Origin of the sequence: Psychroserpens luteus (assembly GCF_015319355.1) — a bacterium.
In the GTDB taxonomy this organism is placed as follows: domain Bacteria; phylum Bacteroidota; class Bacteroidia; order Flavobacteriales; family Flavobacteriaceae; genus Psychroserpens; species Psychroserpens luteus.
Genome location: NZ_JADILU010000006.1, coordinates 76,882 through 93,326 on the forward strand (window position 1 = coordinate 76,882; position 16,445 = coordinate 93,326).

Consider the following 16,445-nt stretch of genomic DNA (forward strand, 5'->3'; position numbering starts at 1 on the left):
ATAAATGCATAGAATTTAAGAATTGAGATTTATCTTTAAAAAACCACTTAAAATGAAAAAAACAATCTTAGTTACAGGAGCTACTAGATTCATAGGTTTTCATCTTGCAAAGCAGTTATTAAATATGGGGTATAATGTTATTGGTTTTGATAATATTAAGGATTACTATGATGTTAATTTAAAATATACGAGATTAAATTTGTTAGGAATTGAAAGTTCTGATGCCTAACAAAACTTAAAAATATGTGATAGTAGTATTTTTTTATCTAAAATGCGATTTATCAAAATGGATTTGGAAGATCGAAATTATTAAAAGTATGGTTTTGATAATTTTAAAACGTTATAGGAGTCATCTTTGTTATCAATAGAATTTAGGATTTTTAATTTAAAAATAAATGAAAATATTATATAAAACCATTAGATTTATATTAGAGATTTTACCTTCAAAGGATAAAAGAAAATTAATTATAGTTGCTTGTTTACTTTTTTTAAATTCAATACTTGAATTGATTGGGCTAGGCGCACTTTTGCCTGTGTTTTCTGTTTTATTAGAAGATAATGTTTTGGAAACTAATAGTTTTTTAAAAGGAATATATGATATATTTCATTTAACAGATGAAAATCAACTCATAGTGCTTTTATCTGTTTTATTGTTAATTGTCATATTACTTAAGAACGTAGTAGGTTTATTAATTATAAAATATAATTCTACATTTGCATTAAGTCTTTCCAAGGATTTCGCTTTAAAATTACACGAAATTTACTACAGAAAAGGATTTTCTTTTTTTAAAACAACAAATTCAAATGTGGTTGTGCGTAATATTAGAACAGCGACAGCTCAATTTTCACAATTTCAAGTACTAGGGACATTGAATTTTTTAAATGAAATCATAGTATTGAGTTTTATTGTTTTTTTTATTGCGCTTTATAATTTTCAAATATTATTATTACTTATAGTAACGGTTATACCTCCTTTTTTAATTTTTTATACTTGGGTAAGGAAAAAGTCTATTGAGCTAGGAACAGTAAGTAATAAGCTAACCCCAATATTGGGTAAAAACATGTTTCAAAGTATTTTCGGTTTTGTGGATGTTAAAATTATGGGAGCAGAACATGATTTTAGAAATAAGATTAAAGATAATTTAGAAGAATTAGTTGAAGCCGATATAAAAACAACAGTTTATAACTTAGCGCCTACTCGAGTTATCGAAACATCTCTAATGTTGGCCATAGCTATCATTATTTCTTTTGGTGTTTACCTATTGCCCTCAAAAATTGAACTTTTAAAATTATTAGGACTTTTTGCTGTTGCAGGTTACCGCATTATGCCATCCATAAATAGAATGATGATAGCTATTAATGGTTTAAATAGATCACATTGGATTTTTGACGTTTTAGAGCCATTAAAAAAAGAATCAAAAATAATAGAGCCTATTAAAGAAGACCGCATCACATTTAATAATCATTTAAAGTTAGAAGATGTTAGTTTTATATATCCTGGATCTGATACACCTGTTTTTGAACATGTTAATCTAACCATAAAAAAGGGTGAAGTCATTGGGTTAATGGGACCATCTGGTGCAGGAAAAACAACTCTAATGAATATTCTACTAGGTTTTCTTACACCAACAGAAGGAAAGTACTTCATTGATAATACCCTATTAGATGAAACCCATATTAAATCTTTTTATAATAAAATAGGCTATGTGCAACAACAAGTATATCTAATAGACGGTACTATTGCAGAAAATGTGGCATTTGGTTGTAAACATGAAGAAGTAAACCAGGTTAAGTTGCTAGATGTGCTGAAGAAAGCTAATTTATTAGATATGATAAATAGTTTACCTGCAGGTATAAATGAAATTATTGGTGAGAATGGAACCAAATTATCAGGAGGACAAAAACAACGACTAGGAATTGCCAGAGCATTATATTTTGAATCAGATATAATCTTTTTAGATGAGGCTACTTCTGCATTAGATTCTAAAACAGAAAAGGACATTACAGATTCTATTCAATCATTGTCAGATGGAGAATTAACAATTGTTATTATAGCTCATAGAATGAGTACTTTAGCATATTGTGACCGTATAATAGAGGTTAGTGAAAAAGGGCTTATTTTAAAGTAAGTTTAGTCATAAAAAAAAGCATATAAATGATTTCCTATTTTAAGTATAAGTTGTTCAAGTTTCTAAATGGACTTGAGAATCAATATTCAGAAAAATATTTTTTAGAAAAAAACAAGGCCTTTTTTACATTATCAGAAAATGCTAAAATTTCTCATAAAGCTACTATAAGTCCATTCCATTGGATTAATAATGGGAAATTACACATTGTATTAAAAAAGAATGCTAGAATAAAAGAGGATGTATTAATACAAGGTAGTGCAAAAATAATTTTAGGAGAAAATTCTTTTATAGGTCAATATTCAACAATAGGAGCTAATCAATCTATAATTATAGGGGATAACGTTATGATTGCTCAAGCAGTTTCTATTAGAGATACGGATCATACTTTTAGCAATTTAGTTGAACCAATGCTAAATCAAGGTATTAACACAGCTGCAGTTATGATAAAAGATAATGTTTGGATTGGTTATGGTGCAGTGATTACTAAAGGAGTAACCATAGAATCAGGAGCAATAATTGCAGCGAATGCAGTGGTAACCAAAAATGTTCCAGAAAACACAATTGTAGGAGGAGTACCTGCGCGAATAATAAAAAAGAGAGAATAAAAATGGGGTTAAAAGAAATATATCAAAGTGTTTTCCCTGAAAATATAAGAGAAAAAATAGCAAGGTTAAGAGGTCCTAAAAAAGTAGCAAGAGAAGAAACCGAAAATAAACTTGTACAGGGCATTAGTTATTTTAAAGAAAATAAAATTCTTTTTATTCACATCCCAAAAGCAGCTGGTATTTCTGTCTATAAGGGACTCTTTAATAGAGATTCATTTGGACATACAAGTCTTGCCTTTTACCAAGATAATATGTCTGAAATTGAGTTTAAAGAATGTTTTAAATTCACGTTTGTAAGAAATCCTTATGATAGGTTGCATTCTGCATACTATTACTTAAAAAAAGGAGGGAGAGGTAAAACTTATGATAAAATGTATTTCGAAATACTTAAAGAATATTCATCATTTGAAGATTTTATATTAAATGGTTTAAAAAGTAAAGAAGTGGCTACTATTCAACACTTTTGTACACAAACAAGTTATTTAGTTGATTTAAATGATGAAATAAAGATGGATTTTATTGGTCGTTTTGAGAATCTAAATATAGACTACAACGAATTGCGAGATATCATAGGTATAGGAACGGATTTAACATTAGAAAACAAAAATGAAGTTAAAAAGAATGTGGATATACATTCAGAATTTTCTACAGATATGATTAAAGTTGTTAATAAATTTTATCAAGAAGATTTTGAAAATTTCAATTATAAAATGAAAAATGTTTTATGAAAGTCTACGTCATAATAGTAACATATAACGGTGCACCTTGGATTGATAAATGCTTAGGTTCACTTAGAAATTCTACCATTCCTCTTAATGTTTTAGTTATAGATAATAATTCTGCAGATAATAGTAGAGATTTAATCACTCAAAACTTCCCTGAAGTTGAACTTATCTTATCTCCGGAAAATTTGGGTTTTGGTCGAGCAAATAACATAGGCTTAAAAAGAGTAAAAGATGATAAAGCCAATTTTGCCTTTCTTCTTAATCAAGATGCATGGATAGAACCTAATACTATCGAAATTTTAGTTAATAATGCAAACAAGGATAAAACTTTTGGAATATTAAGCCCGGTGCATTTGGATGGTTCGGGTAATAGTTTAGATTTTAATTTTAGTAAGTACTTATCGCCAGAGTTTACAAATGATTTTTTATCAGATGCTTATGTGAACAACTTAAAGGCTATTTATTCTTCAAAATTCGCAAATGCAGCTGCTTGGTTAATTTCTCTTGAATGTGTTGAAAAATTGGGTGGTTTTGATCCTATTTTTCCACATTATGGAGAAGATGATGACTATTTGAATAGATTATTTTTTGTTAACTTTAAGTTAGGAATTGTTCCTAGTGCAAAAATTTGTCATGACCGTATAAATAAACCTTGGGCTGAAATGCAGTTTAACCTTAAGCGTAAAGTGATAAATAATATAGGTTTTCTTAAAAATCCTAAATCTAGTTTAAGAAGTAATTTGTTAATTCTTTTAAAACAACATTTTGATGTTTTAACATCTGACTTATTGTTCTTTAAGTTTAAAAAATTTAAAGTTGACTTTATCGCCATATTGAAAACCCTTCTTTATTTGAGACGTGTTAAAAAAGCACGGAAACGTATTTACGTAGAGTTGTTAGATTTGAATTTGAACCAAAACTAACATTATGTCCAAAGTTTCTATAATAATCCCTAATTTTAACAGGGCAACTTATTTAAAACAAGCAGTGTCTTCTGTTTTAAAGCAGACCTATGTAGATTGGGAAGTTCTTATTGTAGATGATGGTAGTTCTGACGATTCTAAACAGACCATTCTAGATTTTAAAGATAATCGTATACATTGGATTGAACGTAATGGAGATTTAAAAGGCGCTTCCGTATGTCGTAATATTGGTGTAAATGAGGCACAGGGTAGTTATATTATATTTTTAGATTCTGATGATATGCTAGCCAAACATTGTTTGGAACAACGCGTGTCTATTTTAAAATTAAACCCTAATCTAGATTTTGCAGTATTTAAAATGCAGTTTTTTAAAGAGCAACCTGGAGATGATCTTCGCATTTGGAATATAGATACTAGAGAAGATGTTCTTCAACGTTTTTTAAATCTAGATACTGTTTGGCAAACGACTGGACCTATATGGAGAAAAGAGACTTTAAAAACGATAGGCTGTTTTAATCCAGTATTACAATGTTGGCAGGATATAGATATTCATATTAAAGCCTTGTCTTTTTCGTTAAAATATAAAATATATTATGATATGCCTGCGGATTGTTGGTATAGAAAAGATTCAGAAAACTCAATTAGTCAATCTAGTACAAATTCATTAGTTAAATTACAAAGTAAGAGAATCCTTTTAGAATGGGTTAAATCAAATAATATTTTAAACTCATATAGTCACTTAAACATGGTGATTCATATACTTGTTAGTGCGATCAATGGATATCAATATAAATTTTTCTTTAATTTATATAATGAGAACAAAACAAAAATGCCTGTTAAATTACGACATAGTATTTTAAAAATGGCCTTAATTAAATTTAGTAGAAGTACAAAACTAAAATCAATACAATCCATATACAATAGAGTTAAAGAAAGTTTAGTATCTAATAATAGTACAATAGGAAAATATAATGCGTAATAATAAAGAGATAAAAATATCTGTTGTAGTTCCTGTTAAAAATGGGATGGATACATTGCCTAGATTTATTGAAGGGATCCAGAAGCAATCACTATTGTCTAGTTGCGAGGTTGTAATTATTGATTCCGGGAGTGATGATGGTTCTGTAGAGTACTTGAAAACTTTTGACTTCATAAAAGTCATTTCTATAGATCCTAAAACCTTCAACCATGGTGCTACGCGTAATTTAGGTGTAACACACTGTAATGGAGAATTTGTGTTAATGACGGTTCAAGATGCTTGGACAACAGATACTAAATTTTTAGAACGCATGGTTGATCATTTTAAAGATGTATCAGTTATGGGAGTTTGTGGGCAACAAGTGATACCACATCATAAAGACAAAAATCCACACGAGTGGTTTAGACCACAATCTAAAGGCAGTGCTAAAAAAGTTAAATTTAAAACAAAAGAAGCATTTTTAACATTGTCACCAAAAGAGCAACGCCTATCTTGTGGATGGGACGATGTCGTTGCCATGTATAGAAAACAAGCCTTGGTAGATTTGCCTTTTCAACCCTTAGTATTTGGTGAAGATATGTTATGGGCAAAAATGGCTTTAGAGAAAGGGTATGCTTTGGTGTACGATAGTACAGTTAGAGTATTTCATTATCATTTTCAATTTCCTGAATATACCTACAAACGGGTTTTAATTTCTAAGTTTTTTATATATAAGTGTTTTAACTATTTTGATGCCCGAACATACAATTATAAAGACTATATTTTAATAGTTTATAGAAACTTTAAATGGAATTGTGCACCAAAATGGATACTCCATAATTTTAATATAATAACGAATCATAGAAAGGCAACTCATACTTTAGGGAGTGCAATTAAAAATAATAAAATAGAAGCATTAGAAACCGAATTAGCTTTGAATATCCCACAGGGAAGCCAAAATAAAATTTAATTATAAGATATGATCTTAAATAAATATATTTATGTAATTAAGAAAATAAATTTTAAAACACTCTATTTTAATTTCAAGTACTTGCCATTTAAAGACGCTATCAAGCTTCCTGTTTTTCTTTCAAGGCATGTCTGTTTAAAAAAAACAGAGGGTAATGTGATTATTAAGTCTAAAATAAGAACAGGAATGATAAAAATAGGTTTTGGGGATGTTAGTATTTTTGATAATAAAAAAAGCAGAACTATTTTGAAAATTACGGGTAAAATTATATTTAACGGGAATACAGATATCGGTCATGGATCACGCTTATCTATTAGTGGTATTTTAGAATTGGGGAATAACTTTAATATAACTGCAGAATCATCAATAATATCCGCAAAAAATATAAAATTTGGAGATAATGTTTTAATGTCATGGGAATGTTTACTTATGGATAGTGATTTACATATAATTAAAGATGAAAAAGGTAATGTAATCAATAGCTCAAAACCAATTATTATTGGTAATAACGTATGGATTGGATGTAGGTGTACACTTTTGAAGGGAACTATAATATCTGATGGATCAATTATAGGAGCCGGATCGATTATATCTAATGATATTTCAAATAATTCGGGCCTCTTTGTCGGTAGTCCACCAAGGTTGATTAAAAAAAATATAACATGGAATTAAAGAAGAATAAAGAAACTGAATTAGTTTCTGTCTTAATGACTGTTTACAATCGTGAAAAATATATAGCAGAAGCTATCGAGAGTATTATAAATAGCACGTATAAAAACTGGGAACTTATCATTGTAGATGATCAATCTAAAGATAACTCTGTAGCTATAGCAAAATCATACCAGGCTAAAGATGATAGAATTAAGGTGTATGTCAATGAAATAAATTTAGGAGATTACCCAAATAGAAACCAAGCTGCATCTTATGCAAAAGGGAAATACCTTAAATATGTAGATGCCGATGATATGATTTATCCTCACGGTTTAGAGCAATTGGTCTATTATATAGAACAATTTCCAGAGGCAGGTTATGGCTTGTGTTCCTTACCACAAGATAAATTGCAACAATTTCCATTTCAATTAAGTGCAAAAGATGCATACCAAAGGCATTATTTTCAACAGCCATTATTTCATAAAGCACCCTTGTCATCTATTATAAAACGAGAAGCGTTTGAGACTATTGGTGGTTTTTCAGGAAAACAACACTTAGGGGATTTTGAAATGTGGCATATGTTATCAAATAAATATAATGTGGTTTTAATGCCTCAAGGTATTGTTTGGTATCGAGAGCACGATGATCAGCAAATGAACGACAACAGAACAGACCCGTTTGTACCATTTAAGTATATACTATTGGCTGAAGAGTTATTAAAAAGTGATAAATGCCCTTTAAAAGGATTAGATCAAGAAAAGGCTATTCAAAAAGTTAGAAAGCAACAATCTAATGCTATATTGTCTGCAATGAAGCACCATTCTATATCTAAAGCGATAGAAATGAAGACAAAAAATGGCATGTCGTTTTATACTATTTTAAAAAATAAATTCAAAAAATGAAGGCGATTATTTTACTGATAAAATTTATAATCAAAAAATGGGTTAGAAAAGCATATTGGCTTTTTAGACTGACTAAGGTGAGTTTTGGAAAATCCCCAGATGTTTCTTTTCCATTTTCAATTGAAGGTAAAGGAAAAATAGCTGCCAGTGATTTTTTTAAATCGGCCACTAATATTTCTCTAGGGGCTGGGGTTAATGCTAGTTTAAAATTTGGCAATAAAAATACGTTGGAGAAAGATGTTAAAATTCTAGTAGGAGAGAATTGTAATTTAGAGATTGGGAATGATTTTCTAATTGGTCAAGGCACGCGCTTGTTTGTTCAAAATGATTGGAAATTTCATAATAATACAAGTATAAATTCGTATTGTTCTGTGTTTTCTAGGGAGAGTAATTTTAAAGGTAAACTAGAAATGCTCAATAATTCACATATTGCTGATTATTGTATTATAGATGTCTCAGATGATATATTGATTGGAGAAAACGTGGCAATTGGTCCTAACTGTACATTTTATACACATGATCATGAATATCATCAGATGGATAAAGCAGCTTGGAATGGAGATATCATAACCGGTAAAATTGTAATAGGATCTGATAGTTGGTTAGGTTCTAATGTTACAGTGTTGCCAGGTGTGACAATTGGTAAACACGTAGTGGTTGCAGCAGGTTCAGTAGTAACCAAAGATTTAAATGATAATTGTGTTTACGCTGGTGTGCCTGCAAAAAAAATTAAAACTATAGAATGAACGCCATTAAGAATTATATAGCTCAACGTATACAAAGTCTGTTATTGACTAAAAATCATACACCAGTAGGACATACAATAAAGTATCCTGAGAATTCAAGTGTATTTGGTAATAAGTTTGATGGAAATGTGATTATTGGAGCGCATAGTAAAATTATGAGGAGTGAATTTTATGGCAACATTAAAATTGGCAATCATACCGCATTAAATGGTCCTAATCTAAATATTTATGCTGGTGATGGTGAAGTAGAAATTGGTAATTTTTGTTCTATTGCTAGAAATGTTTCGATTCAATTAGATGGCCATAATTATAAGAAAATAACGAGTTATCAAATATTTAAGAATTTCTTTGATTCAGAAAATGACTCGGAACTTGTGAGAACAGGCAATATGAAAATTGGAAACGATGTTTGGATTGGAGCTAACGCTATGATTTATGGTGGTGTTACTATCGGAAATGGTGCTGTGATTGGTTCTAATAGTTTTGTAAATAAAAATGTACCTCCATTTTCTATTGTTGTTGGTTCACCTGCAAAAGTTATTAATTATCGTTTTGATGATGAGGTTATAGATATGTTACAACAATTAAGCTGGTGGAATTGGGATGAAGACACCCTAAGAAAGAATCGATTTTTATTTGAAAACGAGTTAACAAAAGATTTATTAGAAAAAGTGCAACTATAACATGTCTTATGTTATAAAATCGTTTATAATTCTCTGGATTTAATGGATTCCTCAGTAGATATTAGTATAAATAAGTAGAATCTAAAATGACATACCGATACAATTCTGAAAAGCATATAAAAAAATATGACTACAAATAAAGTTTCCATAATCATACCGTGTTATAATGCACTCCCATTTATAAAGGAAACTTTAGACTGTGTTTTTAACCAAACCTATAAAAACATAGAAGTTATTATTGTAGATGATGGTTCTACAGATGGCACATTAGAGTTTTTGAAAACGTTAAGTAGCCCAAATTTAATTGTTAAACCAAATTCAGGTAAAGGTGCTTGTGCTGCTCGTAATTATGGTTTTAAATTATCTTCAGGCGCGTATTTACAATTTTTAGATGCTGATGATTTATTAAGTCTTGATAAAATTGAAAAGCAGGTTAATGATTTAGACCTGCTCTCAAATCATGTTTCAGTATGCAGTACAGCTCATTTTTATCATGAGCCAGAACATGGCATAATAACAGATCACGACTTCTTGTATTCTACAGAGAGCCCTAAAGATTTTTTAATAAACCTTTATGGAGCCAATGGTAAAGATTATAATATGGTGCAAACTAGTGCGTGGTTAACGCCTAGAGCGGTTATTGAAAAAGCAGGCCTCTGGGACGAGACGTTATCTAAAGATCAAGATGGGGAGTTCTTTTGTCGTGTTGTAGTTAATGCCCAAGGGGTAAGTTACCAACCTGAGGTTAAAAATTACTATAGAAAACATGTTGCAGGCGAAAATATAGCCAATCAAAAACAAAGGAGGCATTTAGAAAGTCAATTTAGAGCAATAGAATCAAAATTAAATCAATTAAAAATTTTAGAAAATACGGTAGCCTATAAAAATGCGTTTGCACTTCAATATAAACTTTTGGCTATTGATGCATACCCAGAATTTAAAGATATTTACAAAATGGCCATTACCAATTCAAAGGCATTAGGAGGTAGTAGTTATGAGCCTGTTTTAGGTGGTAACATTATTGAAATTGTAAAAGTTACCTTTGGGTGGAAAAAAGCAAAAATATTTAAATTATTTTTACACCAAATTAAGGATTTAATTAAATCAAAATGACAGTGACTTTAAAAACTAAAAAACTACTTATCGTTGTTGGTACAAGACCAAATTACATTAAAGTAACACAGTTTAAAAAAGTAGCACAGCAACAATTCGCTGGACAGTTTGATATTAAAATTGTACATACAGGTCAACATTTTGATAAATCAATGGCAGATGTGTTTTTTCAGCAATTAGATATTTGGCCAGATTATTTTTTAAATATTTCACAAGCATCACCAAATACTCAAATGGGTGAAATTATGATTCGTTTAGAGAAAGTGATTTCAGAAGAATTTAAACCAGATATTATTTTAGTGCCAGGTGATGTCAATTCTACCCTTGCTGCAGCATTAACAGCTTATAAACTTGGTATTACGCTAGGACATTTAGAAAGCGGATTGAGAAGTTTGGATCGCTCAATGCCTGAAGAAGTGAATCGTATCTTAGTTGATGAAATCTCAGATTTTTATTTCGTCACAGAGCAAAGCGGTATAGATAACCTTCTTCAAGAAGGTAAAGCGAAAGAAAAAATTCATCTGATTGGTAATACCATGATTGACACACTTGTTGCTTTCAAAGACGATATCGCTTCTAAAAACATGTTAGATTCTAATAGTTTAACTAAAGATGAGTTTATTTTAATGACGATTCATCGTCCAGCTACTGTAGATAATAAAAATGGATTAGAAGGTTTATTGTCATTATTAAAGGACATGCCTAAAGACGCAACTATCGTATTCCCAATCCATCCAAGAACTTTAAATAACATCAAAAAGTTTGATTTAGAAACTGAATTTGAAACATTAAAGAACTTGAAATTATTAGCACCTCAAGATTATTTTAGTTTTCAGAATTTAATCCATAATTGCAAAATGGTATTGACAGATAGTGGAGGGATTCAAGAAGAAACAACATTTAAACAAAAACCATGTTTAACTTTACGACCAAATACCGAACGTCCTAGCACATTAACCATAGGTTCTAATACCTTGTTGAATTTTGACAAGCAAGACATTCTTGAAAAAATCAATGAGATTCAAACTGGGACTTACAAAGAAGGTCAAATTCCACCGCTTTGGGATGGACAAGCAACACAACGTATTTTAGAAATCATAGCTAATAATTAAAGTTAAAGACACACCATTTGAAAACTATTTGCATTTTTACCCAATCACCATTAGTAGCTGCACCTCGTGTTGTTAAAGAAGCTAATGTGTATGCTCAAACTGGACATAGAGTTATTGTTTATAGTCTATGGTATGATGCACAAATATTAGAAAAAGACCGTAAGCTATTACACAAATCGATAAGCTATAAAGCAGGTGTGGATTTATTAAATTATGGAGGTTTCATTTCTAAATATATTAGAGTTAAACGTAAATTGGCACGTTTATTTGTCAAACATACAGGTGTAAGTACAGTTGCTGCATTAGGTTACGATTTTACATCCTATTTAGAGAAATTGTTAGTAGAAGATGCAGACTTGTATATTGGTCATGAAGAAATGAGTATGGCATTATGTAGAGCTCTAATAACAAAAGGAAAAATTGTTGCTTTTGATTTTGAAGATTGGCATAGTAAGGATTTATTACCTCAAGATCGATTATATCGACCTATTAGATTGTTAGAAAATTTAGAATATTTTTTACTTACCAAAGCAAAATACACATATACAACATCAAAAGCTTTGGCTAATAGTATGGCAAATAATTATGACGCAATTAGTCCTAAGGTTGTGTATAATAGTTTTCTGTCTTCAGACCGTAAGACTATAGATCAATTATCAAAAGATAGACTTCATCACACCAAGCCATCATTGTATTGGTTTTCTCAGGTCATTAGTGAAGGACGAGGTTTAGAATTACTTTGTGAAGCACTACATTTAACAACAACACCTTTAGAGTTGCATCTTAGAGGTCGCATCTTAGAAACATATCACAAGAAGCTAAAATCACTGTTACCATCACACGTGTCATTACATATACATGAAGTGGTACCTGCTCAAGAGTTAATCTCTAGAATAGCAGAACACGATATAGGGATTGCTTTTGAAGAAACGACTCCAGAGAGTAGAGACTATACCATAACTAATAAAGTATTTCATTACCTACAAGCTGGGATTGCCATTTTGGCAACCAATACGAAAGGGCAAGCCGAAATAAAAGCGTTAGCACCTGAGGCAGTTTGCTTGATGGATAGAGATCCACAACACATAGCAGCAACTATAGAAATGTTGTTAACACAGCCTCAAAAGTTAAAAGATATGAAAGCAGCAAGCTGGCAAGCGGGACAAGAAATTTTTGCTTTTGAAAACGAAGCGCTTAAATTAAATGAATTTGTAGATGCTATTTAATTCTCTAGATTTTGCGATTTTCTTGCCTATAGTTTTTGTGCTCTATTGGTTTGTTTTTAATAAAAACTTAAAGGTGCAAAATGCATTAGTTCTTGTGGCGAGTTATGTGTTTTATGGATGGTGGGATTGGCGCTTTTTAGGGTTAATAGCATTCAGTACTTTGGTAGATTATACCATAGGTATCTTGTTGTCTAAAGAACATGCAATAACAAAACGAAAGTTATTATTAATTGCTAGTGTTACCATAAATCTTGGGTTTTTAGGTTTTTTTAAATATTATAATTTCTTTCTAGAGAATTTTGTTGATGCTTTTTCGTTCTTCGGAACTCAAATTAGTGCAAGCTCTTTAGAAATTGTGCTTCCGGTAGGAATTAGTTTTTACACCTTCCAGACCATGAGTTACACGATTGACATTTACAGAAAAAAATTAGAGCCTACTAAAGATTTTATAGCTTTTGGTGCTTTTGTTAGCTTTTTTCCGCAGTTAGTTGCTGGACCAATAGAAAGAGCTTCAAATTTATTACCTCAATTCTACAAACAAAGAGTGTTCAAGTATCATGATGCTGTAAACGGTTTAAGACAAATATTATGGGGACTTTTTAAAAAGATGGTAATCGCAGATAACTGTGCGTATTACGTTAATATGATTTTCAATGATTCACAAGATTATTCAGGTAGTACACTTATATTGGGTGCTGTTTTTTTTGCGTTTCAAATTTATGGAGATTTTTCTGGTTACTCAGATATAGCGATTGGTACTTCAAGGTTGTTTGGGTTTAATCTTATGAAAAATTTTGCTTTCCCATATTTCTCAAGAGATATCGCAGAGTTTTGGAGGAGATGGCATATTTCATTATCTACTTGGTTTAGGGATTATTTGTATATCCCTTTAGGAGGTAGCAAAGGGAGTAAATTAAAACAATTGCGAAATGTATTTATCATTTTTATAGTAAGTGGCTTTTGGCATGGTGCAAATTGGACTTTTATTGTTTGGGGATTCTTAAACGCTCTTTTTTTTCTGCCCTTACTATTGTCAAATAAAAATAGGCAAAATATAGATATTGTTGCAAAAGGGAAAATTTTTCCAACGATAAGAGAAACCATAAGCATTTTAGTTACATTTTCTATTACTGTATTTGCTTGGATTTTTTTTAGAGCAAATAACATATCCCATGCTATATCAATAATAGATGAAATATTTTCGAAAAGCACACTCTCTATCCCAAGTTTTTATGCAATGGGTAGGGCTTCTAGTCTTATTGTTTTATTATTATTTTTTCTATTCTTTGAATGGCTAGGGCGTGAACATGAATACGCTATTGAAAAAATAGGTTTAAAATACCCAAGGATAGTTAGATGGTTGTTCTATTCTTTTGTTTTATTTTTGATTGCAATGTATATGCAAACCGAAGAAACACCTTTCATTTATTTTCAATTTTAATGTTTTGAAAAAGTTACTAAAATCAATAGTATTATTTATTCCGCTCTCAATATTAGTTTATATAATATTGATTTGCTTTTGGGGAACATTACTTCCTGAATTTATGTCGCCAAACATAGGTTTTTTAAAAGGTTCATATGGACATACCTATTCTAGACTCAAAGAAGTAAAAGATTTTAAAAAAGTAGATGTTTTATTTTTGGGGTCTTCTCATACATATCGAGGTTTTGATACACGTCTATTAAAAAGTGAAGGTTTATCTTCTTTTAATCTTGGAACCAGTTCTCAAACACCAATCCAAACAAATGTCTTGCTAAAAAGGTATTTAGAGAAATTAAATCCAAAAGTTGTAATATACGAAGTGTATCCTAAAAGTTTTGAGATTGATGGAGTGGAATCTGGTTTAGATATAATTGCGAATGATAAAAGTGATTTTGCCAATGTTGAAATGGCGCTTAAATTGAAAAACATTAAAATAATGAATAGTTCAGTTTATTATTATTTCAATGAATTTAATACACCAAAGTTTAGTGAAAAAGAAACTATAGGCAGTGATACTTATATTTCTGGAGGTTTTGTTGAGCATACTCCAGCAAATTTTAGAATTATAGATCACAATTCAGAACGCATAGAAATTAACAAGAAACAATTAAAACAATTTGAAGAAAATATTAAGATGCTTTACGATAAAAAGATAAAAGTGTATTTGGTTCAAGCTCCAGTTACATCTAAATACTATAAAGCAATCACTAATAATAAAGAAATCGATTCAATCTTTTCGAGATATGAAGATTACTTCAATTTTAATAACCTTATTACTTTGAGTGATTCCTTGCATTTTATAGATAAAGATCATCTAAACCAAAAAGGTGTTTTAGAATTTAATAGTGAACTTTTAAAAAGGATATCACTGAAAAAATTAGAGAAATTATAAAAAAAATTATTCTTGTTGTATCAAATTCAACTTCTGTAAATGTAGCAGATATACATCAAGTTCGTTAAAGCCTATCCTGTTTTGAGTAGTTTGGTGGCAATCAGCCATATTTTATGTTGATCCAACTATGTAAAAATAGCTAAGACAAATTATTTCGTAATTCACTATCTTAAAAATAAAAAGATATGAAAAGCAGTAAGTTTACAAGCATGACAATAGATTTTAATTTTAAAAAAAAAGGAGTACTTAAATTAAATGGACTTGTAAAAGCGATGTAATACTCGCGATTTTGTTATTGTTTCATTTTTAATAAAATATATAATTTGTGAATCTTCCAAAACAAGAAAAGCAATACTTACCAATTATCGTAGTGCTTAGAGGTTTGGCAGCTTTGGCAGTGTGCATGTTTCATTTTACTAAAGAATTCGTGAACGAAGATGGCTTGGTAAGAGCAGTTTTTAGAAATGGTTGGATGGGAGTTGAGGTGTTTTTCGTTATTTCAGGATTTGTGATTCCGTTTTCTTTGTTAGGAACCTCTTTTAGGTTTTATCACTATTTCAAGTTCATGAAAAAGCGGTTTATAAGAATAGAACCTGCTTATCTTATTTCTGTTGTATTGGTGGTGATCTTAAGCTATGCTGCCAGTCAAACTCCAGGATTTGCTGGTGAACCATTTAAAATGTCTATTGGTTTGCTCATACAACATATACTTTACTTGGTAGAGTTTTTTAATAATACATGGCTTAATCCAGTATATTGGACCCTTGAGGTAGAATTTCACTTTTATTTAATTATTGGTTTGCTTATCGCTCTATGGAATCTCAAAAAACGATGGCTAACTATAGCCTCCATTATAGGTTTATTTTCAGTGTCTTTTATAAATCAAGATGTAATTACCTTTTTTAAATATACAGATATTTTTGTTTTAGGTATATTGACAGCCTTCTATAAAAAGGAACAGTTAGGGCTAAAACCATATATAGCTTCACTTTTAATAGTGAGTTTTGTAGTTTATGATAGTCATGGGATTATCATTTCATTATTAACACTTGCAACTGCTACTTTAATTTCTTTCGCTAGTTCCTACGGAAATGTAAAAAGCTTGATTTTTTTAGGAAACATATCCTATTCATTGTATTTATTACATGTGCCTATTGGAGTAAAAATAGTCAATTTAAGTAAACGATTAGACTTAAACGAAACATCTAAATATGGAGTTATTTTAGTTGCCTTAAGTTTTAGTATTTTTGCAGCCTGGTTATTTTATAAATATATAGAAAAACCTTCACATCAATGGGCAAAAAAAGTAAAGTTTAATTAATATCGT

At 30.2% G+C, this 16,445-nt stretch carries 17 protein-coding genes; all 17 read left to right on the forward strand.

Going from position 1 to position 16,445, the window contains the following annotated elements; all coding sequences use genetic code 11:
- Positions 1-52: 52 nt before the first annotated feature.
- The 17 genes from IM744_RS14400 (at position 53) to IM744_RS14480 (ending at position 16,439) form a co-directional block, all read left to right on the forward strand.
- Positions 53-229: an NAD-dependent epimerase/dehydratase family protein gene (locus IM744_RS14400; RefSeq protein WP_206694502.1), complete on the forward strand. Its 177-nt coding sequence runs from the start codon at positions 53-55 to the stop codon at positions 227-229.
- Between the two features lie 166 nt (positions 230-395).
- Positions 396-2,129 (forward strand): ABC transporter ATP-binding protein, encoded by a 1,734-nt coding sequence (locus tag IM744_RS14405; protein WP_194508859.1) that lies wholly within the window; start codon positions 396-398, stop codon positions 2,127-2,129.
- Between the two features lie 26 nt (positions 2,130-2,155).
- Positions 2,156-2,734 carry an acyltransferase gene (locus tag IM744_RS14410; protein WP_194508860.1) on the forward strand — a complete coding sequence of 193 codons (579 nt, stop codon included), beginning with the start codon at positions 2,156-2,158 and terminating at the stop codon, positions 2,732-2,734.
- Positions 2,735-2,736: 2 nt separating this feature from the next.
- Entirely contained in the window at positions 2,737-3,462 is a 726-nt protein-coding gene (locus IM744_RS14415; protein WP_194508861.1) for a sulfotransferase family 2 domain-containing protein, read from the forward strand.
- The gene (locus IM744_RS14420; RefSeq protein ID WP_194508862.1) at positions 3,459-4,382 is read left to right on the forward strand and encodes a glycosyltransferase family 2 protein; all 924 of its coding nucleotides are present in this window, start codon (positions 3,459-3,461) and stop codon (positions 4,380-4,382) included. Before IM744_RS14415 ends, IM744_RS14420 begins: the two co-directional genes overlap by 4 nt.
- 4 nt (positions 4,383-4,386) lie before the next feature.
- The gene (locus IM744_RS14425) at positions 4,387-5,361 is read left to right on the forward strand and encodes a glycosyltransferase family 2 protein (protein ID WP_194508863.1); all 975 of its coding nucleotides are present in this window, start codon (positions 4,387-4,389) and stop codon (positions 5,359-5,361) included.
- On the forward strand, positions 5,354-6,310 hold the full coding sequence (locus tag IM744_RS14430) for a glycosyltransferase family 2 protein (protein ID WP_194508864.1): 957 nt from the start codon (positions 5,354-5,356) through the stop codon (positions 6,308-6,310). Before IM744_RS14425 ends, IM744_RS14430 begins: the two co-directional genes overlap by 8 nt.
- 81 nt (positions 6,311-6,391) lie before the next feature.
- Positions 6,392-6,982 (forward strand): acyltransferase, encoded by a 591-nt coding sequence (locus IM744_RS14435; protein ID WP_206694503.1) that lies wholly within the window; start codon positions 6,392-6,394, stop codon positions 6,980-6,982.
- Complete coding sequence (locus IM744_RS14440) at positions 6,973-7,863, forward strand: glycosyltransferase family 2 protein (RefSeq protein WP_194508866.1); 891 nt, start codon at positions 6,973-6,975, stop codon at positions 7,861-7,863. Before IM744_RS14435 ends, IM744_RS14440 begins: the two co-directional genes overlap by 10 nt.
- Positions 7,860-8,609 (forward strand): acyltransferase, encoded by a 750-nt coding sequence (locus IM744_RS20705; RefSeq protein WP_241738337.1) that lies wholly within the window; start codon positions 7,860-7,862, stop codon positions 8,607-8,609. The genes IM744_RS14440 and IM744_RS20705 overlap by 4 nt, the downstream gene beginning before the upstream one ends.
- Positions 8,606-9,292: a CatB-related O-acetyltransferase gene (locus tag IM744_RS14450; protein WP_194508867.1), complete on the forward strand. Its 687-nt coding sequence runs from the start codon at positions 8,606-8,608 to the stop codon at positions 9,290-9,292. Before IM744_RS20705 ends, IM744_RS14450 begins: the two co-directional genes overlap by 4 nt.
- Positions 9,293-9,418: 126 nt before the next feature.
- Entirely contained in the window at positions 9,419-10,405 is a 987-nt protein-coding gene (locus IM744_RS14455) for a glycosyltransferase family 2 protein (protein ID WP_194508868.1), read from the forward strand.
- Positions 10,402-11,517 carry a non-hydrolyzing UDP-N-acetylglucosamine 2-epimerase gene (gene wecB / locus IM744_RS14460; RefSeq protein WP_194508869.1) on the forward strand — a complete coding sequence of 372 codons (1,116 nt, stop codon included), beginning with the start codon at positions 10,402-10,404 and terminating at the stop codon, positions 11,515-11,517. The genes IM744_RS14455 and wecB overlap by 4 nt, the downstream gene beginning before the upstream one ends.
- A 17-nt stretch (positions 11,518-11,534) precedes the next feature.
- Positions 11,535-12,743, forward strand: coding sequence for a glycosyltransferase family protein (locus IM744_RS14465; RefSeq protein ID WP_194508870.1), 1,209 nt, complete (start codon positions 11,535-11,537; stop codon positions 12,741-12,743).
- Complete coding sequence (locus tag IM744_RS14470) at positions 12,733-14,184, forward strand: MBOAT family O-acyltransferase (RefSeq protein ID WP_194508871.1); 1,452 nt, start codon at positions 12,733-12,735, stop codon at positions 14,182-14,184. Before IM744_RS14465 ends, IM744_RS14470 begins: the two co-directional genes overlap by 11 nt.
- 4 nt (positions 14,185-14,188) lie before the next feature.
- Positions 14,189-15,118, forward strand: coding sequence for a hypothetical protein (locus tag IM744_RS14475; RefSeq protein ID WP_194508872.1), 930 nt, complete (start codon positions 14,189-14,191; stop codon positions 15,116-15,118).
- Positions 15,119-15,443: 325 nt separating this feature from the next.
- Positions 15,444-16,439 carry an acyltransferase family protein gene (locus IM744_RS14480; RefSeq protein WP_194508873.1) on the forward strand — a complete coding sequence of 332 codons (996 nt, stop codon included), beginning with the start codon at positions 15,444-15,446 and terminating at the stop codon, positions 16,437-16,439.
- Positions 16,440-16,445: the final 6 nt, after the last annotated feature.